21 protein-coding genes are annotated in these 20,264 nt (G+C 56.9%); 18 read left to right on the forward strand and 3 right to left on the reverse strand.

What is annotated here, in order from left to right; translation table 11 throughout:
• Positions 1 to 161 precede the first annotated feature (161 nt).
• A complete protein-coding gene (locus DWV57_RS10020; RefSeq protein WP_097777460.1) occupies positions 162 to 1,022 on the forward strand; it encodes a GIY-YIG nuclease family protein in 861 nt (286 codons plus the stop codon).
• A 128-nt stretch (positions 1,023 to 1,150) separates the two neighbouring features.
• Here DWV57_RS10020 and murC read toward each other — a convergent pair whose 3' ends face one another.
• Positions 1,151 to 2,533 carry a UDP-N-acetylmuramate--L-alanine ligase gene (gene murC / locus DWV57_RS10025; RefSeq protein ID WP_120020693.1) on the reverse strand — a complete coding sequence of 461 codons (1,383 nt, stop codon included), beginning with the start codon at positions 2,531 to 2,533 and terminating at the stop codon, positions 1,151 to 1,153.
• A gap of 330 nt (positions 2,534 to 2,863) precedes the next feature.
• On the opposite strand from murC, the gene DWV57_RS10030 reads away from it, so the two are divergent.
• Positions 2,864 to 3,712, forward strand: coding sequence for a DegV family protein (locus DWV57_RS10030; protein ID WP_097777379.1), 849 nt, complete (start codon positions 2,864 to 2,866; stop codon positions 3,710 to 3,712).
• Between the two features lie 35 nt (positions 3,713 to 3,747).
• Here DWV57_RS10030 and coaBC read toward each other — a convergent pair whose 3' ends face one another.
• Positions 3,748 to 4,944: a bifunctional phosphopantothenoylcysteine decarboxylase/phosphopantothenate--cysteine ligase CoaBC gene (coaBC, locus tag DWV57_RS10035; protein ID WP_120020694.1), complete on the reverse strand. Its 1,197-nt coding sequence runs from the start codon at positions 4,942 to 4,944 to the stop codon at positions 3,748 to 3,750.
• A 228-nt stretch (positions 4,945 to 5,172) separates the two neighbouring features.
• Between coaBC and DWV57_RS10040 the strand changes: the two genes are divergently transcribed.
• The 13 genes from DWV57_RS10040 to DWV57_RS10100 all read left to right on the forward strand — a co-directional run bounded on the left by DWV57_RS10040 (position 5,173) and on the right by DWV57_RS10100 (position 16,831).
• Entirely contained in the window at positions 5,173 to 6,069 is an 897-nt protein-coding gene (locus DWV57_RS10040; protein WP_097777381.1) for a type III pantothenate kinase, read from the forward strand.
• A 28-nt stretch (positions 6,070 to 6,097) separates the two neighbouring features.
• Entirely contained in the window at positions 6,098 to 7,078 is a 981-nt protein-coding gene (locus DWV57_RS10045) for a Gfo/Idh/MocA family oxidoreductase (RefSeq protein ID WP_120020695.1), read from the forward strand.
• Between the two features lie 148 nt (positions 7,079 to 7,226).
• On the forward strand, positions 7,227 to 7,820 hold the full coding sequence (locus tag DWV57_RS10050; protein WP_242959221.1) for an ECF transporter S component: 594 nt from the start codon (positions 7,227 to 7,229) through the stop codon (positions 7,818 to 7,820).
• A gap of 138 nt (positions 7,821 to 7,958) precedes the next feature.
• A complete protein-coding gene (locus DWV57_RS10055) occupies positions 7,959 to 8,753 on the forward strand; it encodes an NAD(P)-dependent oxidoreductase (RefSeq protein WP_120020696.1) in 795 nt (264 codons plus the stop codon).
• Positions 8,750 to 9,343 (forward strand): dipicolinate synthase subunit B, encoded by a 594-nt coding sequence (locus DWV57_RS10060; protein WP_120020697.1) that lies wholly within the window; start codon positions 8,750 to 8,752, stop codon positions 9,341 to 9,343. Before DWV57_RS10055 ends, DWV57_RS10060 begins: the two co-directional genes overlap by 4 nt.
• Before the next feature lie 97 nt (positions 9,344 to 9,440).
• Positions 9,441 to 10,781, forward strand: a complete 1,341-nt coding sequence (locus tag DWV57_RS10065) for a serine hydrolase (protein WP_120020762.1) — start codon at positions 9,441 to 9,443, stop codon at positions 10,779 to 10,781.
• Positions 10,782 to 10,853: 72 nt separating this feature from the next.
• Positions 10,854 to 11,420 carry a dTDP-4-dehydrorhamnose 3,5-epimerase gene (gene rfbC, locus DWV57_RS10070; RefSeq protein ID WP_097777386.1) on the forward strand — a complete coding sequence of 189 codons (567 nt, stop codon included), beginning with the start codon at positions 10,854 to 10,856 and terminating at the stop codon, positions 11,418 to 11,420.
• 6 nt (positions 11,421 to 11,426) lie between these two features.
• Positions 11,427 to 12,236, forward strand: a complete 810-nt coding sequence (locus DWV57_RS10075; protein WP_223388262.1) for an ABC transporter permease — start codon at positions 11,427 to 11,429, stop codon at positions 12,234 to 12,236.
• Between the two features lie 12 nt (positions 12,237 to 12,248).
• On the forward strand, positions 12,249 to 12,992 hold the full coding sequence (locus DWV57_RS10080) for an ABC transporter ATP-binding protein (protein ID WP_005943870.1): 744 nt from the start codon (positions 12,249 to 12,251) through the stop codon (positions 12,990 to 12,992).
• Between the two features lies 1 nt (position 12,993).
• Positions 12,994 to 14,871 (forward strand): glycosyltransferase family 2 protein, encoded by a 1,878-nt coding sequence (locus DWV57_RS10085; protein ID WP_120020698.1) that lies wholly within the window; start codon positions 12,994 to 12,996, stop codon positions 14,869 to 14,871.
• A gap of 4 nt (positions 14,872 to 14,875) precedes the next feature.
• Positions 14,876 to 15,412: a DUF5662 family protein gene (locus DWV57_RS10090; RefSeq protein ID WP_120020699.1), complete on the forward strand. Its 537-nt coding sequence runs from the start codon at positions 14,876 to 14,878 to the stop codon at positions 15,410 to 15,412.
• Between the two features lie 283 nt (positions 15,413 to 15,695).
• A complete protein-coding gene (locus tag DWV57_RS10095; RefSeq protein WP_120020700.1) occupies positions 15,696 to 16,238 on the forward strand; it encodes a hypothetical protein in 543 nt (180 codons plus the stop codon).
• A 56-nt stretch (positions 16,239 to 16,294) separates the two neighbouring features.
• Positions 16,295 to 16,831, forward strand: a complete 537-nt coding sequence (locus DWV57_RS10100) for a hypothetical protein (protein ID WP_120020701.1) — start codon at positions 16,295 to 16,297, stop codon at positions 16,829 to 16,831.
• Between the two features lie 162 nt (positions 16,832 to 16,993).
• On the opposite strand, the gene DWV57_RS14955 is transcribed toward DWV57_RS10100, so the two are convergent.
• Positions 16,994 to 17,119 (reverse strand): hypothetical protein, encoded by a 126-nt coding sequence (locus DWV57_RS14955; protein WP_279221645.1) that lies wholly within the window; start codon positions 17,117 to 17,119, stop codon positions 16,994 to 16,996.
• Positions 17,120 to 17,432: 313 nt separating this feature from the next.
• On the opposite strand from DWV57_RS14955, the gene rsxC reads away from it, so the two are divergent.
• Genes rsxC through DWV57_RS10115 form a run of 3 tightly spaced genes read left to right on the forward strand, consistent with a single transcriptional unit; the run spans position 17,433 to position 20,253 of the window.
• Positions 17,433 to 18,749 (forward strand): electron transport complex subunit RsxC, encoded by a 1,317-nt coding sequence (gene rsxC / locus DWV57_RS10105; RefSeq protein WP_242959231.1) that lies wholly within the window; start codon positions 17,433 to 17,435, stop codon positions 18,747 to 18,749.
• Entirely contained in the window at positions 18,749 to 19,708 is a 960-nt protein-coding gene (locus DWV57_RS10110) for an RnfABCDGE type electron transport complex subunit D (protein ID WP_097774296.1), read from the forward strand. Before rsxC ends, DWV57_RS10110 begins: the two co-directional genes overlap by 1 nt.
• Positions 19,705 to 20,253, forward strand: coding sequence for an FMN-binding protein (locus tag DWV57_RS10115; protein ID WP_097777392.1), 549 nt, complete (start codon positions 19,705 to 19,707; stop codon positions 20,251 to 20,253). The genes DWV57_RS10110 and DWV57_RS10115 overlap by 4 nt, the downstream gene beginning before the upstream one ends.
• Positions 20,254 to 20,264: the final 11 nt, after the last annotated feature.

Raw genomic sequence — 20,264 nt, forward strand, 5'->3', positions numbered from 1 at the left:
CCGAAGATAGTTCGCTGGAAACGGCGCGTGAAAATAGGTAGTCGCCGGCTTGAACAGAAAACGCTTTGAGAGAAATCTCAAAGCGTTTTTTCTTGTCGGAAAATCAATAATTGAAATTCAAGGTACGATGCGATAGAATGAAAAGGGCAGGTGAAGAGAATATGGCATATGGAAAATCTATTGAGCTATTTTTGGTGAACGGGTCGCCAGACAGCATTATAACGGCAGAGCTTTCGAACTGGAACGGTAAAGCAATAAAAATTCCAAGGATTGACGTTCCGTCCTGTACGAGAAATGATATTATGCAGGCGGGCGTTTATTTCTTATTTTGCAAAGAGGATGATGGAACAGAAGCTGTATACATTGGTGAAGCGGAAAATGTAAAAGAAAGACTTGTACAGCATATCCGTGATTATCAAGCCGAAAAAGAAAAGTATTACTGGACTACAGCTGTGATTTTTGTTGGTCGGGATTTGAATAAAGCATTGATACGGTATCTTGAAAATCGCTTTGTTGAAATTGCGAGAAATTGTAAACGCTATGAGGTTCTTACAAAAAATACATATCGCAATACTGTGATGAAAGAATCTCAAATTGCTGTAATGGAAGAATTTATTGACAATGTGAAAATTCTGATTAGTGCATTGGGATATAAGGTTTTGGAAGCTGTTTTAAATACACCTACGCAAAATGATTCTTTACTTGATGATGAAATGTTGAGCATTGAAATTGGAAATGTTAAAGCAAATGGTAAAGTGACAACGGAAGGTTTCGTTGTGCTGAAAGGTGCAACAGTAAATGAAAAAACATCCGACAAATCTTTGACCGCGGGTGCAGTGAAGTTGCGAGAAAAGTATTTTCAGGATGGGCATGTAAAAGATTTAGTACTGACAGATGATATCCTTTTTTCGAGTTCTTCGGCGGCAGCTGATTTCCTTTTAGGGTATAGTGTGAGTGGGCCCAGAACATGGAAAACAACGGATGGAAGAGCATTAAAAGACCTTGAAGCAAGTACAGTTTAAGATATTGGAGAAGTCGGCAGGCATTGTGAGGTGTTATTGTATCTTCCCAATGACAGACAATCATAAAAAGCGGCCCCGCCGCGTTGAGCATTCAACGTGACGGGGCCGCATATTTTATTGGCTGGAGTTTACTTATTATCAGCCACCATCATCTTGCTGGCCTTGTAGATGTCGCCGCAGCCGAGAGTGATGACCAGATCGCCCTCCCGGGCGTTCTGCTTGACCCACTCGGCGGCCTCCTCCAGACTGTTCACCAGAACAGAGCCGGGAATCTGAGCGGCCAGTTTTGCACTGGTAATGGTGGGATCGTTGGGCTCACGGCTGCCCATGATCGGGGTCAGCACGGTGATATCGGGAATCTTGAGCACATCCACAAAGTCGTTGAACAGCATCTTGGTGCGGCTGTATGTAAACGGCTGGTGGACGGCGATCAGACGCTTGTAGCCCATCTCCTTGGCAGTGTTCAGGGTAGCGCGCAGTTCGGTGGGATGATGTGCATAATCGTCCACGACCAAAGCGCCGTTACACTCGCCGTAAACCTCAAAGCGACGGCCGGCACCCTTGAAATTCAGGGCTGCATCGGCGCACTGCTCCACGGTCAGGCCGATGAAGCGGCAGACGGCGCACATGGCAAGCGCATTGTAAATGTTGTGGTAGCCGGGCACAGCCAGACGGATATGGCCGGTGACCTTGTTCCACTCCTTCAGGTCGAACTCAAAGAAGCCGGGCTTGTATTCATTCACGTTCAATGCCTGATAATCGCCGTCGTTCTGGATGCCAAAGGTGCGCACGCGGCGGTCCAGCGTGTACATGACATCCATGGTGTTCTTGTCGTCCGCATTGGCAAAGATCATGAACTTGGTCATCAGGGCAAAGCGCTTGAAGGCAAACTTCAGTTCGCCCATGCTGCCGTAGTAATCCAGATGGTCGTTGTCGATGTTCAGCACAACGGACAGATAGGGGGTCAGCTTGAGGAAGGTCTCGGCGAACTCGCAGGACTCGATCACGATGTCGTCGCCCTTGCCGGCCTTGCCGTAGCCGTTGATGAGGGGCAGCTTGCCGCCGATGACAGCGGACGGGTCGCGGCCTGCCAGCTCCAGCGCGGTGGTGATCATGGAAGTGGTGGTGGTTTTTCCGTGAGTGCCGGAGACGCAGATGCTCTGTTTGTACAGGCGGCTCACGTAACCCAGCAGAACGCTGCGCTCGATGGTGGGGATGCCGTAGGAGGCAGCGGCATTCAGCTCCACGTTATCTTTGGAAATGGCGGCAGAGTAGACCACCATGTCGGTGCCGATCACATTATCGGCGCTGTGACCCAGGCTGACCTTGACACCCATCTCACGCTCGTAGCGGATGATGCTGCCATCCAGCACATCGCTGCCGGAGATCTCGTAGCCTTTTGCGGCAAGGATCTGGATGAGCGGATACATGCCGCTGCCGCCGCAGCCGATGAAGTGGATCTTTTTTACATTGTCCAGCAGGTGCTGGTTGTAATCGGTGTACATGAACATATAAGGCAACCTCCAAATAAATAACGGCCGCAGAGCAGACCGATTCAATCCATTCTATTAGGATACATCTTATTATATAATTTTTGGCGGACAAAATAAACAGGTAAACCCGAATTTTCGGAAAGAACCATAAATCCAATTCGGAATTTGTGATAAGTGTACAAGAAAACCGAAACCGGGAACTGCTTCATAAAAGATTTACATTTGCCTTTCCAAAATACTTAACAACTTTGAATCATCTGTGGTAAAATAGAAAAGGACAATTTTTTTGAGGGATCATAGGCGCGACCGACAGAGGATGCAGAACGGTTTTATAAAAGGAGAAATAACATGAGAATCAAGATCACAGCGGACAGCACCTGCGACCTGTCCGAAGAGCTTTTGGCACAGTGGGACATTGCCCTGATGCCCATGCACATTCTGATGGGCGAGGACAGCTATCTGGACGGCGTAACGATCCACCCGGCAGATGTGTTTGCCTATGTGAATGCGGGTGGCAAAATGCCCAAATCCGCCGCTGCAAATCTGGTGGAATATACCGATTTTTTTGAGCCGTTTGCCAAAGAGTGCGATGCGGTGATCCATATTTCGGTCAGCAGCAAGCTTTCGTCCTGCTTCCAGAATGCGAAGCTGGCGGCAGGCGAATTCGAGAATGTCTATGTGGTGGACAGTCAGAATATCTGTACGGGGCAGGGCTATCTGGTGCTAAAAGCGGCCAAGTGGGCTGCAGATGGCCTGACTCCCCGCAACATTACGATGCGTCTACAGAGCCTTGCCAAACGGGTAGAGCTGAGCTTTGTACTGGACCGGCTGGACTTTATGGCCAAGAGCGGCCGCTGCTCCGGTGTGCTGGCCTTCGGGGCAAACCTGCTGGGCATCAAGCCCGCACTGGAAGTGATCGACGGCGAACTGAAGGTAGTCAAAAAATACCGCGGCAGCCTGCCCATCTGCGTGGGCAAGTACATCACCGACCGTCTGGTGGAACGCGACGACATCGAGGACAGCCTTGTGTTCATCTCCTCCTGCCAGCCGAAGCCCGGCTGCATGGACGCAGTGAAGGCGGGGCTGAAGAAATACGCCAGCTTTAAGGAATGCCACGAGACAGACATCGGCACCACCATCGGCGGCTATTCCGGCCCGGGTACCATTGGCATCGTGTTTGCACGGAAGGAAAAATAAAAAGTGGCTGTTGCACATGCGACAGCCACTTTTTCTCACTGGGAGCGGCGTTTTAGAATTTCATCCAGAATGGCATCGGCCACATCGGCCTTGCTCATCAGCGGCAGCTCACGGGTGCCGTCCGGGGTAATGAGGGTGACTACATTGGTGTCCACACCAAAACCGGCACCGGCCACTTTCAGATTGTTGGCAACCACCATGTCCAGATTCTTTTTGGTCAGCTTTGCAGAGGAGTTTTCCACAAGATCGCGGGTCTCCATGGAAAAACCGCACAGGAACTGGTGGGTCTTTTTGGGGCCGATGGTGCCCAGAATATCCGGCGTGCGTTCCAGAGGGATGGACATGTCGCCGTCCTTTTTTTTGATCTTGTCGTTTGCCACGGCAGCGGGGCGGTAGTCGGCCACGGCAGCGGCCATAATGAGCACATCCGCAGCATCAAAGCGGCTGGTGACGGCTTCGTACATCTGCTGGGCGGTGGTCACGGGCACATCGGTGGTAAACTTGACCGGCTGCAGGGCAGTCTCGCCGTGGATGAGGGTGACATCCGCGCCGCGCATGGCGGCGGCACGGGCAAGGGCATAGCCCATCTTGCCGGTGGAATGGTTGGTGAGGTAGCGCACCGGGTCCAGCGGCTCCTGCGTGGGGCCGGCGGTGACGGTAATGCGCAGACCGGCAAGATCTTTGGGCCGGGCAATGGCATGCAGGATATACTCGATTAGAACATCTTCCTTAGGCAGACGGCCGCTGCCAACATCCTTGCAGGCCAGCACGCCGCTCTCGGAGGGGATCACCGTGAAGCCGTAGCGTTCCAGCGTGGCGATATTATCCTGCGTGATGGGGTTTTCCAGCATTCCGGTATTCATGGCCGGAGAAACGAGCTTGGGGCACTTTGCAGCCAACACTGTGGTGGTGAGCATATCATCGGCGATGCCGTGGGCCATCTTGGCGATGACGTTGGCAGTGGCCGGGGCGACAAGGATCACATCTGCCTTTTTGGCCAGCGAGATATGGGTGACATCAAACTTGAAATCGCGGTCAAAGGTGTCCACCATGCATTTGTGGCCGGTGAGGGTCTCAAAGGTGAGAGGAGTGATGAACTGGGTGGCGTTCCGGGTCATAATGACCTCCACATCGGCTCCCAGCTTGCGCAGTGCGCTGGCCACGTTGGCCATTTTATAGGCGGCAATGCCGCCGCTTACGCCCAGAAGGACGCATTTTCCGTTCAGATCCATTGGTAAAACCTCCTGCAAAAACATACTGTTTCCACATTTCTTACCTTAGTATAATGCAAAAGTTCCGCCAGCACAACAAAATCTTTGTACGGGCTTGTAACTGGGGACAAAATGCGGTAAAATACAGCTTGACAAAGAATAGACAGACTGCGGTGAGGGGCAGGCCATCGGGGAGCTTTCTCCGCCGTCCTGCCGGATACTGCCGCGTTATAAAGGGAAAACAGAATTATGATCTTAGCCATTGATATAGGCAACACCACCGTCGCCCTTGGGGGCATTCGGGACGGACGTGTATGCTTTGTGGCGCGCATGGACACGGTGCGCACCCGCACGGCTGCAGAATATCGTGTCGAAATGGATAAAATTTTTGCGCACCGCCGCCATCCTGAGCGCCCCATGCGCTTTGAGGGCGCTGTGCTCACCAGCGTGGTGCCCCAGATCACCGGGGCACTGGCTGAGTGCGCCCGCCATTATACGGGCAGGAAGCCGGTCATCGTCTCGCCGGAGATCCGAACCGGACTGACCATGGGGGTGGAGGAACCCCACGCCGTGGGCAAGGATCGCCTTGTGGATGCGGCTTATGCGGCGGCAAATTTTCCGCTGCCGGTGGTCACGGTGGATCTTGGCACTGCCACGACCTTTAATGTGGTGGACGAGAACCGCGTGTTCCGGGGCGGTGTCATCTGCCCGGGGCTTTCCACCGGGCTGCGGGCACTGGGCGACCGCTGTGCCCAGCTGCCGCAGGTGCATCTTGGCTCGCCCAAAAGCGCCATTGGCACCAACACCGAAAAATGTATGCTGTCCGGCTCCGTGATGGGCACGGCTGTGCTCATTGACGGCATGGTGCAGCGCATTGAGGAAGAGCTTGGCCGTCCGGCCACTCTGGTGGTAACAGGAGGGCTGGCAAAGTATGTGACACCGCTGTGCCGCCACCCGCTGACCTACGACCCGGAGCTGCTGATGAAGGGACTTGCCCTTTTGTACCAGCTCAATGCGTCCCAGCCGCAGCACCACAGTGCGGGCGGCGGCAGGCACTATGGCCGACAGAACCAGCACGGCCATGCAAAACAGCGCACCTACCCCAAAAAGCGCACCCGCCGCGAGCCGGAAGCGCTGGTAGGCTGACCAACGACAGGATGGGGAGAAAAATCAGATGAAATTAGGCATTCTTGGCACGGGCAAGATCGTGCGGGAATTTTTGCCATGGCTTGCAGAGCACACGCCTTTTACGGTGCAGGCCATCTGCAGCACCGAGCGCAGTGCCGAGCTGGCTCAGAGCCTTTGCGGCCAGTACGGCGTGCCGCAGCACACCACCAATTTTCTGGAACTGCTGCAGTGGGTGGATGTGGTGTACATTGCAGTGCCGAACCTGCAGCATGTGCGCTATGCCCGCGTGGCGCTGGAAGCAGGCAAACATGTTATTGTGGAAAAGCCGCTGGCACCCACGGCGGCCCAGACGGAAGAACTGGTAAATCTGGCACGGCACAAAAAGGTGTTCCTGTTTGAGGCCATCACCACCCAGTACCTTGAAAACTACGCAAAGATCCGGGAGCTGCTGCCCCGCATTGGCACCGTGAAGCTGGTACAGTGCAATTTCAGCCAGTATTCCAGCCGGTACGATGCCTTCTGTGCAGGCGATGTACAGCCTGCCTTTGACCCGGCCTGTGCCGGCGGTGCCCTGATGAATCTTGGCGTATATAATGTAAGCTACATCGTGGGCCTGTTCGGGGAGCCGAATCAGGCCAAATATACCGCCAACATGGAGCGCGGCATCGACACCAGCGGCATCCTGACCATGGATTACAGCGGCTTCAAGGCCGTGAGCATCGCCGCCAAGGACTGCGCGGCCCCGGCCCGGTACATCATTCAGGGCACGAAGGGCTATATCCTGCAGAAGTCCACCGCCAACTGCTGCGGCGGCATCACCTTCCACCCTAACGAGGGCAAGGAAGAGCACTATAACTTGAATGGCGGCAGGCCCCGGCAGGCGGCAGAGTTTGAAGCCTTTGCCCGTGCGCTGGAGAGCGGAGATCAGGAGATGTGCGGCCGGATGCAGGATACCACCATCGCGGTGAGCCGTGTGCTCACGGTGGCCCGCCGCAATGCGGGCATCCGCTTCCCGTGCGACCACTGACCCCCAAAACAGCCATTTCCATTGGAACACGCCCTGACAAAACGCGCTCCAAATTATTTGAATATTTACTTTAAAACCCGCATAGAGCGGGCAGGTTTGCGCCGTATCCGACGTATAGGGCGGAACGGCAGCAGGAGGAAAACTGAATATGAAAAATACGAAAACTCTTACCCGTGTGGCGCTGCTGGTTGCCATTGAGCTGGTCATGAAGATGGTGGGTCTGGGCAGTGTGCCTGTGGGCCCGCTGTACATGAGCTTCCTGACCCTTCCCATTGCAGTGGGTGCCATCACCATGGGCCCCGCTGTGGGCGCATTGCTGGGCGGTGTGTTCGGCGCAGTGAGCTTCTACGATGCCATCACCGGTGCTTCCGCCATGACCGGCGCACTGTTTCAGGTGAGCCCCGTCAACACCTTTATCCTGTGTGTGGGTATGCGTGTGCTGATGGGCCTGTGCTGCGGCCTGATCTTCAGCGGCCTGAAGCGCTTCGACAAGCCCGGCACATGGAGCTACATCGTCAGCGCCATGAGCGCCCCGTTCCTGAACACGGTGTTCTTCATGGGCTGGATCGTGCTGGCCTTCTACGGCTGTGACTACGTGCAGAATCTGGTGTCCGTCAAGGGCGCTGCGAACCCCTTCATGTTCGTGGTGCTGCTGGTCGGCGTGCAGGGCGTGGCCGAGTTCCTTGTCTCCGGCATTCTGGGCGGCATCGTAGCCCGTGCTGTGGCAAAGTTCGTAAAATAAAAGATGTGCCGGATGTCAGGGCGGCGCATTCTATAATCGTGATAAAAAACTCCTCCGGCGAAAGCTGGAGGAGTTTTTTTCACAACAAATATTTCTCGTGCATAGGATGGCCCACGAGCAGGCAAAGGGGGATGCGGCATGGAAGAGAAAAAGCTGTTTGCGGTGGTGGGCACCGATGCCCGGCAGGCGGCGGCAGGCCGGGTGCTGGAACGGGCAGGTTATGCGGTGGGCGGAGCCGAACAGGTTGCACTGGCAGATTATATCCTGCTGCCTCTGCCGCTGGATGCGGCCCGCACCCCGCTGGCAGAGCTGCTGCGGGCCGCAAAGCCCGGTGCGGTGGCACTGGGCGGCAGGCTCTCAGTTCAGGCAAAGGCCATCGCACAGGAAGCTGGCGTGGAGCTGGTGGATTACTTTGCCCGACCGGAGCTGACGGTGTACAATGCCATCCCTACGGCGGAGGGCTGCATTGGCATCCTGCTGGCCGAGCGCACCCGTACCCTGTGGGGCACAAACCTTCTGCTGCTGGGCTTTGGCCCGGTGGGGCAGGCGCTGGGGGCGCGGCTGGCGGCACTGGGGGCAAATGTGACTGTCTGTGCCCGGCGCGCCGAACAGCGTGCGCTGGCCGAGAGCCTTGGCCTGCGGGGGGCAGAGCTTGCCCGGCTGGCCGCGCTGGCTCCGGCCTTTGATACGGTGGTGAACACTATCCCGGCCCCGGTGCTGACCGAGCCGGTGCTGGCGGCTCTGCGGCCCGGCAGCCTGATCGTGGATCTGGCATCGAAGCCCGGCGGCACCGACTTTGCTGCGGCGCAGCGGCTGGGCTGCAAGGCCATCCATGCGCTCAGCCTGCCCGCCGCCTGTGCGCCGGATACGGCCGGGGAAGCGGTGGCACGCACCGTGCTGACCATTTTGCGGGAGCGGGAGGAACACACATGAGCACGCAGAAAAAAGAACGCATTGCATTTGCGGTGTGCGGAAGCTTCTGCACACTGGAAGCGGCGCTTGCGGCAGCGCAGCAGCTGACAGAACAGGGCTGGGAGCTGCTGCCCATCATGAGCTTTGCCGCAAAGCAGGATACCCGCTTTGGCACCGGGCAGTTCTGGCAGGAACGGCTGGAAGCCCTTACCGGCCACGCAGTGCTGGACACATTGCAGGCCGTGGAGCCGCTTGGCCCTAAAAAGCTGGCCAGTGCACTGGTGATCGCGCCCTGCACCGGGGCCACGCTGGCACGGCTGGCGGAGGGCCTTTCCGATACGCCGGTAACGCTGGCGGCAAAAAGCCTTTTGCGGGTGGGATGCCCGGTGGTGGTGGGCGTTTCCACAAACGACGGGCTGGGCGCATCGGGGGAGAACATGGCCCGGCTCTACCAGCGCAAGCACTACTATTTTGTGCCCTACGGGCAGGATGACCCCACCCACAAGCCCAACAGCCTGAAGGCGGACTTTGCCCGTCTACCCGCTGCACTGGACGCTGCGCTGGCCGGGCGGCAGCTGCAGCCGGTGCTGCTGGGAAATCACGACGCGTGAATGTCTTTTCAGCCGGGGCAAAGTGTGGTATACTATTATCTGATGCTTTGCCGGTGCAGTACGACGGGCAGAAAAACGCTCAATGGAGAAAAACCAGATGAAAAAACTGACGGCGACGCTGTGCGTTGTGCTGCTTATGATCTGCGTGTTCGTGCCGGGGGCAGCGGCGGCTGGCCCTGCCCTTGGTGCCACCCGCGCTTACTGCATCATCGATGCAGACACCGGCCTTGTGCTGGCACAGCAGAATATGAACGAAGAGCTGCACCCGGCATCCATCACCAAGGTGATGACGCTGGGCCTTGCCTGCGAAAAGGCGCAGGGGAACTGGGATGATATAAAGCTCACCGTGACCCACGAGGATGTTTACTCGCTGGCGGGCACCGATTCCAGTCACATCGCCCTGCTTGAAGGCGAAGAGGTCCCCCTGACGGATGCACTGTATGCCACCCAGATGGCCAGCGCCAACGACGGCGCGAACCTGCTGGCCGAATATGTGGGAGAGGGCACCATCGCGGACGGCGTGGCAAAGATGAATGCGCGGGTAGAAGAGCTGGGCCTTGCGCACACCCACTTTGCAAACCCTCACGGCATCAGTGACGACGACCACTACACCAGCTGCTACGATATGGCGCAGATCCTGCGCTGGGCACTGGAGCAGCCGGGCTTTGAGCAGGTGTTCACCCGCAATGAGATGTACACCATGGACCCCACCAACATCCAGCCCGTGACCCGCTACTTTTCCCAGCAGGACAAGATGCGCATTGGCTCCAGCCGGTACTACATCTCGTCCATTCTGGGTTCCAAGCTCGGTTATACCAACACGGCCCGCTACAGCTACGCCTGTCTGGCGGAGCAGAACGGCGTCCGGCTCATCTGCGTGACCATGCAGAGCGAGCTGAGCACCGATAAATACAACGATATGCGCACCCTGCTGGATTATGCGTTCAGCACCTTTACCGGCTACACCGACCTGCCCGCGCAGGGCATCACAGCACCACTGAGCGTGGTGGGCGGCGGCGGGAGCCTTGGCACCGTGACCGTCTCCGACCCCGGCGTGCGGCTGCTGCTGGCCAACGGCCTGACTGCCGACGATGTGGAGGTGACGCTGGAACTGCCGGAAAGCTATGTCCTTGGCTCCGACCCGGAGGTGTACGCTGTGTACACCGTCCACGGCGGCGAAAAGCAGGAGAGCACCAGCGTGCGTGTGGATGCGGAAATTTCCGGCCTGCCTGAACTGCTGGAGAACAGCACCGGTCAGGAGCTGGAAGCGGCCAAGGCGGTAAAGCCCCAAAGCCATGCATTCTGGCTGTTGGGCATCTCGCTGGGGTCCACCGCAGCGGCAGCGCTGGTGACCTTTCTGGTGGTGCGGTTCATCACTTGGCGGAAGAAACGCCGCAGAACGCGCACGGAACAGGGACAGACCCGCCGCGGCAAATAAGCGCAAAAGCCTGCGTCGAACAGACTTTTCCAGATAAAACAAACATGCTTCACAAAAAGAGAGGTACAAAATATGGGCAAGTTTACGTTTACTCAGACCGAGATCCCCGGTGTTGTGGTCATTGAGCCGCAGGTGTTCGGCGACGACCGCGGTTATTTTATGGAGACCTATCAGAAGGATCAGTTTGCCGAAGCCGGCATCGATAAGGAATTCGTGCAGGACAACCAGAGCCGCTCCACCCGCGGCGTGCTGCGCGGCCTGCACTTCCAGAAGGAGCACACGCAGGGCAAGCTGGTGCGCGTGACCAAGGGCGAGGTGTTCGATGTGGCCGTGGATTGCCGCCCCCACAGCGCCACCTTCGGCAAGTGGGTGGGCGTGACCCTGTCCGAGGAGAACAAGAAGATGTTCTACATCCCGGAGGGCTTTGCACACGGTTTTCTGGTGCTGAGCGATGTGGCAGAGTTCTGCTACAAGTGCACCGATGTGTACGACCCCACCAGCGAGGGCGGCATCCCCTACGATGACCCCACCGTGAACGTGCAGTGGCCGGACTGCGGCTGCGAGCACAAGACCAGCGCAAAGGACAAGCTGCACGAGCCCTTTGCTGCACAGAAGTTTGAATATTTTGAAAAGTGGTGATCGCCTGTGGCAAAATTCAAAGCAATGTGGAACGGCTTCTGGTGCTACCGCTACCTGCTGTGGAATCTGGTCAGCCGTGACTTCAAGCTCAAATACCGCCGCAGCGTGCTGGGCGTGGTGTGGAGCGTTCTGAACCCGCTGCTCATGTGCCTTGTGTACTGGGCCGTGTTCAGCAGTCTGATGGACATGCGGGGCAGCGGCATCGACAACTTTGCCGTGTTCCTGATGTGCGGCCAGCTGCTGTTCAACTTCTTCAACGAGGCCACCTCCACCGGCATGAGCAGTGTGCTGGGCGCTGCGCCCCTGCTCAAAAAGGTGTATATCCCCAAGTATATCTTCCCGCTGGAAAAGTGCTGCTTTGCCATGGTGAACTGCGTGTTCAGCTTTGTGGCGCTGCTGCTGGTCATGATCTTTACCGGTGCACCCTTCCACCTGACCCTCATCGAGGCGGTCTACCCGCTGGTGACGCTGTTCTTCTTCAGTCTGGGCGTGGGCCTGCTTCTGGCAGCGGCTACCGTGTTCTTCCGGGATATCATGCACATCTGGAGCGTGTTCATCACCGCATTGCTGTATTTTTCCGCCATCTTCTACGACCCCACCCAGATGACCTTTTCCATCGGCGGGTTCAACATGCAGCAGATCATCAAGCTGAACCCCATGTACTGGTACATCACAGGCTTCCGCCGTACCGTGATGTGGGGCATCCCGCTGGATTTCAACATGTTCGCGGTGTGCGGCTGCTGCGCCGTGCTCTCCATGCTGGTGGGCGTGTGGGTGTTCCGCAAAACGCAGGACCGCTTTGTGCTGCATATTTAAGGAGGAAGAACAATGGAACCAATCATCAAAGTGGACAATGTTTCCATGTGCTTCAACCTCTCCAAGGAAAAGCATGAGAGCCTGAAAGAGTATTTTCTGGCCATGGTGCAGGGCCGCCTGCAGTACGATGAATTCTACGCCCTGAAGGACGTGAGTCTGGACATCATGCCCGGCGATTTCTACGGCCTTGTGGGCCTGAACGGCTCGGGCAAGTCCACCCTGCTCAAGACCATTGCGGGCGTGTACAAGCCCAGCAAGGGCAAGGTGACGGTCCGCGGCTCCATCGCCCCGCTCATCGAGCTGGGCGCGGGCTTTGATATGGACCTGACTGCCCGCGAGAACATCTATCTGAACGGCACGGTGCTGGGCTTCTCGCCCAAGTATCTGGACGAAAAGTTTGATGAGATCGTGGAGTTCAGCGAGCTGCAGAACTTTCTGGATGTGCCGCTCAAGAACTACTCCTCCGGCATGGTGGCCCGCATCGGCTTTGCCATTGCCACCATCACCAAGCCCGATATCCTCATTGCGGACGAGGTACTTTCGGTGGGCGATTTCCTGTTCCAGCAGAAGTGCGAAAAACGGATGCAGGAGCTGATGGCGGGCGGCACCACGGTCATTCTGGTGTCTCACTCCATTGAGCAGATCGAGCGCATGTGCAGCAAGGTGGCATGGCTGAGCCACGGCCACCTGAAAATGAACGGCGATACGGCAACGGTCTGCGCGGCCTACAAGGCAACGCAGCGCGGCGAGGCCTGATATGAATGTACGACTGAAACGTGCCAGAGAACTGGCAGGCTATGCGGTGCAGCTGACGAGGGACGAGGGCCTGCCCACCATGCTCAAACGGGGCGCGGGCTTTGTCAAACGCCGCTGCTTTGGCAAGCGTGCCCGCTATCTGCCCGCCAAAAAGGTGCTGGAAGCCCAGCGGGCCGAAATGGCCGGCAAAACGGCGGCAGACTGCGGCCTGCCCATCATCAGCATCCTGACCCCGCTGTATAATACACCGGAAAAATACCTGCGGGAATTTCTGGATTCCTTTGTGAACCAGACGGCCCCCAACGGTCAGCTCTGCCTTGCGGATGCTTCCGATGCAGAACATGCCGATGTGAAGCGCATCGTGGAGGAATATCAGGCGAAATATCAACAAATCGTATACAAAAAGATCGAAAACAAGGGCATCGCGGCCAACACCAATGCTGCGGCAGAGCTTGCCGCAGGGGAATATCTGGCCCTTGCCGACCACGATGATATCCTTGCGCCCCACGCCATGTACACCATGGGCAAAGCCATTCTGCAGCTGCGGGCGCAGGGCGGGCCGGACGGCTTCCTCTACAGCGATGAAGCACTCTTTTCCAAGAGCATCCAGCGGCCCATGGTGGCCCACTTCAAGCCGGATTACGCCCCGGACTACCTGCTGTGCTGCAACTACATCTGCCACTTGGCGGTGTTCCAAAAGGCGCTGTGGGATGAGATCGGCGGGGAGCGGCCGGAGTGCGACGGCAGTCAGGACCACGACCTGTTCCTGCGCCTTGTGGAAAAGACCGGCGGCGCGGCCCATGTGCCGCAGGTGCTGTACTACTGGCGGGTGCACGCAGGCTCCACCTCCGGCGGCACCGATGCCAAGCCCTATGTGGCGGCAGCAGCCAAAAAGGCGCTGGCCGACCATCTGGCCCGCACCGGACGCACCGGCACCGTGGAGGATGGCCTGTTCCCCAGTACCTACCGGGTGAAGTGGGATATCGTGGGCGACCCGAAGGTAAGCATCCTCATCCCGAACAAGGACCACACCGACGATCTGGAAAAGTGCCTGCACAGCATCTGGACCAAAACCAGCTGGGAGAACTTTGAGGTCATCGTCATCGAGAACAACTCCACCGAACCGGCCACCTTTACCTATTATAAGGAAGCCCGGCAGCGCTACGACGGCCTGCAGGTGGTCAACTACCCGCAGAAGGGATTCAACTTTTCCGGCATCAACAACTTTGGCCGGCAGTACGCCAGCGGGGATTATCTGCTGCTGCTGAACAACGACGTGGAGGTGCGCAATGCCGACTGGCTCACCGAGCTTTTGCGGCAGTGCGCCCACCCCGGCGGCGCGGCCATCTGCGGCGCGGAGCTGCTTTACCCGGACGAGACGTTGCAGCATGCGGGCGTTGTGACCGGCCTTGGCGGCTACGCGGGCCACAGCCACAAATACCGCAAGGCGGGCGGCAGCGGCTACCTGTTCCGCGCTGCCACGGTGCAGGACTTTTCCGCTGTCACCGGTGCCTGCCTGCTGGTAAAGACCAGCGTGTGGGACGAAGTGGGCGGTCTGGACGAAGCCTTTGCGGTGGCCTTCAACGATGTGGATTTCTGCCTGCGGGTGCGGGATGCAGGATACCGCATTGCGTGGACACCCTATGCTCAGCTGACCCATTACGAGAGCAAGAGCCGCGGCGGCGACGAAAAAGACCCGGTGAAAGCCCGGCGCTTTGCCGCCGAGCAGCAGCGGCTGTATGCCGTGCACGGCAAGGCGAACATCCTGCACGACCCCTACTACAACCCCAACCTGACCATGGACCGGGAGGATTTTTCCGAAAGCAATGATCTGCGCGGGCTGAAAGAAGGACGTATCACGGTGCAGTGGAGGAAATAACAGCATGAACATCAAAGGCCATTTTGAGACCATCACCCGGCACAAGCTGCTGGTGATGAAATACTGCTTTGCCTGCGGGCTCTATGAGCAGGGCCTTGCCCACGACCTGAGCAAGTACAGCCCTACCGAGTTCATTCCGGGCTGCATCTATTATCAGGGTGACCACAGCCCCAACGAAGCGGAACGTCTGGCGCGGGGCTATTCCTCCGCGTGGCTGCACCACAAGGGCCGCAACAAGCACCATCTGGAATACTGGATCGATTACAGCACCCGGAAGGCGGGCCTTGCCGGCATGAAGATGCCCCTGCGCTATGTGTGCGAAATGGTGTGCGACCGGGTGGCGGCAAGCCAGATCTATCTGGGCGACAAGTACACCGATGCTTCCCCGTGGGAATACTACGAGCGCAGCAAGACCCACTACCTGCTCCACCCGGACACCCGTGCCCTGCTGGAAGAGCTGCTGAAGATGGTGCGCGACCTTGGACACGAGCGCACCTTTGAGCACATGAAATACCTGCTGGGCTGCGAAAAAGATTACTAAAAGGAATATTTTGCCTAAAAACACCGCTGAGGGAGACCCGGCGGTGTTTTTTTGTATGCCATGAAAAAACACAAAAAAGCTCCGGCGCGGTGCTGTGCTTTCCTGCCAAAGGATACGCCGCAGCCCCAAAACGGTGCGCACCTGTGCCAAAAGGCGGACGTATTTTTTGTTTTTTCTGCGAATTGACGTTGCTGCCGGGGGGGGGGGGTACAATAGATAAAACAGACCGGAGGGGTTCGGTCTGGATGTGAGATACCTTTTTGATAAAAAGGAGGAGAAAAAAATGAAACTGTTCAAGAAACTGGCGGCTGCCGTACTGGTGGCGGCTCTGGCACTGACCATGGTGGGCTGCGGTGCAGGCGGCACGGGCTCGGCAATTGATCTGAAGAACGAAGTGCTGAATGTGATCGAAGACAGCTACTGTGCTGACCACAAGGTTGCGACCCACACGACTGCCATGGATGCGGCAGCGGCTGCGCTCATTGAGAAGGCTGCAGCGGATGAAGCAGCAAAAGACGATGATGTTACGGTGAAAGCATTGCTGAAAAAGCAGACCATTGACGGCAATTACATTGCGATCTTTAAACCTTATGGCCAGCTGAGTACGGAATTGATGCAGTATCTCTACATTGGGGAAATGGAAGACACACTTGATAAAGCAATCCAGTACATTGCAAACGAGGGGTACTACAATAATTCTGATACGGCCGTTAAAATTGGCAGCCCTGTAATTGGTGAGGACGATTCGATCGAGATTGGTGCAGCTACGGGTAAGATCAAGGACAAGAACTATCTGGTTCTGCTGGTGAAAAAGGCAGAGGCCTGATCGACCGGCGAAAACAGAACATCGACCTGTAAATAGATTTTAGGAGGAACAAGACCATGAAATTGTTCAAAAAACTGGCTGCTGCTGCACTGGCAGCGGTTCTGGCTCTGTCCATGGTGGGCTGCGGCAATGCGAGTGGCGTCAACTCTACCAAGCAGTTCATTCTGAATTTGATGAGTGATGCTGCAGTGATGACAGATACAGAATGCCACAACACTCCTGAGTTGGACGGCATTGCACAGAAGCTGCTGACCGAAGCCAACGCTGCCTATCAGGATAAAACCCAGACGGATAAGACCGTAGGAGCTCTGATGCAGGCAGCTACGGAAAAAGAGGGCGTCCTGAAGGAAAACACTGGCTATGATATTTCCTTTGTAGAGGACTACAAGTTTAAGTGCAGCATTATTCCTGAAGCTCAAAAACAGGAAATGCTTATGCGGATGATGGATACTATTTATGTAAATAGTGGCGTTGATCGGGATGCAACCAAACGGGATGTTGGCGTTGCTGTTGGTAAAATTGGCGACAAGACCTATGTTGTAGTTGTTGAAACCGAGACCCCGGCTGCCCCTGACACCACTACCAAAAACTAAGCAAACCCCAAACTTTAAAGCATAACAAAAAGGCGCTGGCTCCGGCCAGCGCCTTTTCTGTATCGGTCAACGATCTGCCGACCCGGCAAAAACCACAAAACCCCCGGCCCGGGCAGCGGCACTGCCGCTCAGGCTGGGGGCTGTTTTTGTGCAGGACGGGTGTTACTGCTCGTTTTCGTAGATCTGGATATAGCGAGGCGCGTTTTTATCCTGAATGAACAGCAGCGCGGCGGTCAGGGCAACGGCCAGCGTGGTGAGCAATGCGAGCAGCACTTTGAGAACTTTCATGGTTTGAAGCCTCCTTGGAAAAATCTTGCGCGGAGCGGGGGACGTTCCGCAAGTGAATGTTGACAATAGTATACCATATTTCGTCTGCAAAGGCAAACACCGGATACAGGAAGAAAAATACGGTGGTTAGTTATATATAACCACGAAAAAATGAAAAGAAAGTTCAGGAAAATACATCATTTTTGTGCCATTGTCGTTGACTTCCCACGCCAAAATGATACAATAAACATGTTAAGCAGCTGCTGTCCCTGTACCAGTGCGCCTGCATGGGCGTGGGGGCGGCAATTCAAGCAGAATGGGGGATTTGAATTCCATGTTGAACAAGCTGAAACGTGCGGCGCTTGGCGCGCATACGCCGCATGACAAGGCAACTGCTGCAAGCAAACCGATCCCGATGCCTCTGCCCGCGCAGGTACGCATCCTTATGAGCCAGCATATCGGCGCTCCCGCCAAAGCTCTGGTCAAAAAGGGCGACGAGGTATTCGTTGGCACCAAGATCGGCGAGGCTGGCGGCTTCGTCTCTGCAAACATCCACTCCAGTGTCTCCGGCACGGTTGCCGCAGTGGAGCCCTTCCGTCTGTCCAATGGCCGCATGTGCGACTCTGTCGTCATCAAGACCGATGGCAAACAGACCGTGGATCCGGCTGTCAAGGCACCGGAAGTGACCGATAAGGCCAGCTTCCTCAAGGCTGTGCGTGAGTGCGGCCTGGTCGGTCTGGGCGGCGCAGGCTTCCCGACCGACGTAAAGCTGCAGCCCAAGCAGCAGGTGGATACCCTGCTGATCAACGCTTCCGAGTGTGAAGTGTGGCTGACCAGCGATACGCAGGAAATGCTGAACTGCAGCGATGATATCATCCGCGGCATCAAGGCCGTGCTGCAGTACACCGGCATCCCGAAGTGCGTCATCGGCATTGAGAACAACAAGCCCGAGTGCATCGACCTGCTGTGCAAAAAGACCAATGGCGACAGCACCATCGAGGTCAAGCCCCTGCCCAGTGTCTACGGCACCGGCGCAGAGCTGATTCTTATTGAAAAGTGTCTGGGCCGCGAAGTGCCCCACGGCGGTCTGCCCGCAGATGCCGGCGCTATCGTCATGAACGTGACCAGCGTTTCCACCCTTGGCAAGTATCTGGCTACCGGTATGCCGGTGGTCGAGCGCACCATCACTGTGGACGGCGATGCCTGCGCAAAGCCCCAGAACATCGTTGTCCCCGTGGGTACTGCCTATCAGGACATCATTGATTTTGCGGGTGTCAAGGGCGAGCTGGGCAAAGTGGTTGCCGGCGGTGCCATGATGGGCCCCGCTGTGGAGAACCTGAGCTACCCCACCACCAAGACCACCTCCGGCCTGATCTTCCTGAGCAAGGCCGCTGCAGAGCCTGCACCGGTGAATCCCTGCATCCGCTGCGGCCGCTGCGTGGAGTACTGCCCCATGGGTCTGGAGCCTGTGGAGGTCAATCAGGCATACGCTGCACGCGATGTGCAGGAGCTGGGCAAGCTGCATGCAGACTACTGCTTCAACTGCGGCAGCTGCTCGTTCGTCTGCCCGGCAAAGCGCCCTGTTACCCAGATGATGAGTCTGGCAAAGGCGTTCTACCTTGGTGAAATCAAAAAAGGAGGCAATAAGTAATGGATACGAAGCTTATTGTTTCGGCTTCCCCGCATGTGCGCAGCGAAGAGACCACCCAGAGCCTGATGGCCAACGTGATCGTCGCCCTGTGCCCCTGCGTGGTGGCCTCTGCCATTATTTTTGGTATGCGTGCACTGCTGGTAACAGCCGTGTCCGTGGTGGCCTGCGTGGCCTTTGAGTGGCTGTACTGCAAGCTGCTCAAGAAGCCCAACCCCATCAGCGACCTGTCCGCCGTCGTCACCGGCATCATTCTGGCCATGAACGTGCCCGTGGGCATGCCCATCGGCCAGCTCATCATCGGTGATCTGGTGGCCATCGTCATCGTCAAGCAGCTGTTCGGCGGCATCGGCATGAACTTTGCCAACCCCGCTCTGGTGGGCCGTATCGTGCTGTTCATCAGCTTTGCCGGTTCCATGAACAAGTGGGTGTTCCCGGATGCAGCGGTGGACCAGCTGTCCAGCGCTACCCCGCTGGCTGTGGCCGATAAGTCTAAGCTGAGCCTGCTGGATCTGTTCATGGGCATCCACGGCGGTGTGCTGGGCGAGACCTGCGCACTGGCCATCGTGCTGGGCCTGATCTATCTGGTGGCCACCAAGACCATCAGCATCGCTATCCCGGCTTCTTACGTCGGCAGCATGTTCGTGTTCTACCTCATTGCTACCCACAGTGTGCACGAGGCTCTGGTTGCCGTGCTGAGCGGCGGCCTGCTGTTCGGTGCCGTGTTCATGGCTACCGACTACGTTACCAGCCCCTTCACCCTGAAGGGCAAGCTGGTGTACGGCGTGGCACTGGGCATCGTCACCTTTGCCATCCGTTACTGGGGCAGCTACACCGAGGGCGTGTCCTTCGCACTGCTGTTCATGAACCTGTGGGTTCCCTACATCAACGATCTGACCCGTCAGACCCCGTATGGCTACATCAAGCCTGCAAAGAAAGCAAAGGAGGGTGCTGGCAAATGAGTAAGTCTTCCAACTGGGAGAGCACCATCAAGCCCATTGTTGTGCTGAGCGTTATCTCCCTGATCGCCAGCCTGCTGCTGGCACTGGTGAACGGTATGACCGCCCCGGTCATTGCCGAGAACACCAAGCGCACCACTCTGGCCGCTTATGTCGGCGTGCTGCCCTCCGTTTCGGATGCCAGCGAGCTGGAAGAAGTGACCGATTACACCACCGCCGGCATCACCGGCGTGGTCAAAGCTCCGGACGGCAGCACTGCGATCAAGGCCGAGGAAAAGGGCTTTGACGGCGGTATCCTGACCGTTATCATGGGCTTTGATGCCAACGGCGCCGAGACCGGCATCTGGGTGGACGCTTCCACCCAGACCAAGGGCATCGGTTCCAACGTGAGCAGTGACGACTTCCTGGCGCAGTTCGACGGCATGGACGGCACCCAGAACATTGTGATGAATCAGGATTACGACGCCTACAGCGGCGCAACCATTTCGTCCACCGCTCTGTTTGCTGCCATCAATGACTGTGTCAACTGCTACAACGAGCTGGCGTAAAGGAGGTTGGT

Source organism: Faecalibacterium sp. AF10-46, assembly GCF_003604105.1.
GTDB lineage: Bacteria > Bacillota > Clostridia > Oscillospirales > Ruminococcaceae > Faecalibacterium > Faecalibacterium taiwanense.

Bases quoted from the DNA above. Each gene is read 5' to 3' on its own strand.
- DWV57_RS10115 (WP_097777392.1), top strand. From the start codon at position 19,705: ATGAGTAAGTCTTCCAACTGGGAGAGCACCATCAAGCCCATTGTTGTG.
- DWV57_RS10050 (WP_242959221.1), top strand. From the start codon at position 7,227: ATGAAAAATACGAAAACTCTTACCCGTGTGGCGCTGCTGGTTGCCATT.
- DWV57_RS10020 (WP_097777460.1), top strand. From the start codon at position 162: ATGGCATATGGAAAATCTATTGAGCTATTTTTGGTGAACGGGTCGCCA.
- DWV57_RS10110 (WP_097774296.1), top strand. From the start codon at position 18,749: ATGGATACGAAGCTTATTGTTTCGGCTTCCCCGCATGTGCGCAGCGAA.
- coaBC (WP_120020694.1), bottom strand. From the start codon at position 4,944: ATGGATCTGAACGGAAAATGCGTCCTTCTGGGCGTAAGCGGCGGCATT.
- DWV57_RS10055 (WP_120020696.1), top strand. From the start codon at position 7,959: ATGGAAGAGAAAAAGCTGTTTGCGGTGGTGGGCACCGATGCCCGGCAG.
- DWV57_RS10040 (WP_097777381.1), top strand. From the start codon at position 5,173: ATGATCTTAGCCATTGATATAGGCAACACCACCGTCGCCCTTGGGGGC.
- DWV57_RS10095 (WP_120020700.1), top strand. From the start codon at position 15,696: ATGAAACTGTTCAAGAAACTGGCGGCTGCCGTACTGGTGGCGGCTCTG.
- DWV57_RS10085 (WP_120020698.1), top strand. From the start codon at position 12,994: ATGAATGTACGACTGAAACGTGCCAGAGAACTGGCAGGCTATGCGGTG.
- rsxC (WP_242959231.1), top strand. From the start codon at position 17,433: ATGTTGAACAAGCTGAAACGTGCGGCGCTTGGCGCGCATACGCCGCAT.
- DWV57_RS10090 (WP_120020699.1), top strand. From the start codon at position 14,876: ATGAACATCAAAGGCCATTTTGAGACCATCACCCGGCACAAGCTGCTG.
- DWV57_RS10045 (WP_120020695.1), top strand. From the start codon at position 6,098: ATGAAATTAGGCATTCTTGGCACGGGCAAGATCGTGCGGGAATTTTTG.
- murC (WP_120020693.1), bottom strand. From the start codon at position 2,533: ATGTTCATGTACACCGATTACAACCAGCACCTGCTGGACAATGTAAAA.
- DWV57_RS10080 (WP_005943870.1), top strand. From the start codon at position 12,249: ATGGAACCAATCATCAAAGTGGACAATGTTTCCATGTGCTTCAACCTC.
- DWV57_RS14955 (WP_279221645.1), bottom strand. From the start codon at position 17,119: ATGAAAGTTCTCAAAGTGCTGCTCGCATTGCTCACCACGCTGGCCGTT.
- DWV57_RS10100 (WP_120020701.1), top strand. From the start codon at position 16,295: ATGAAATTGTTCAAAAAACTGGCTGCTGCTGCACTGGCAGCGGTTCTG.
- DWV57_RS10065 (WP_120020762.1), top strand. From the start codon at position 9,441: ATGAAAAAACTGACGGCGACGCTGTGCGTTGTGCTGCTTATGATCTGC.
- rfbC (WP_097777386.1), top strand. From the start codon at position 10,854: ATGGGCAAGTTTACGTTTACTCAGACCGAGATCCCCGGTGTTGTGGTC.
- DWV57_RS10060 (WP_120020697.1), top strand. From the start codon at position 8,750: ATGAGCACGCAGAAAAAAGAACGCATTGCATTTGCGGTGTGCGGAAGC.
- DWV57_RS10030 (WP_097777379.1), top strand. From the start codon at position 2,864: ATGAGAATCAAGATCACAGCGGACAGCACCTGCGACCTGTCCGAAGAG.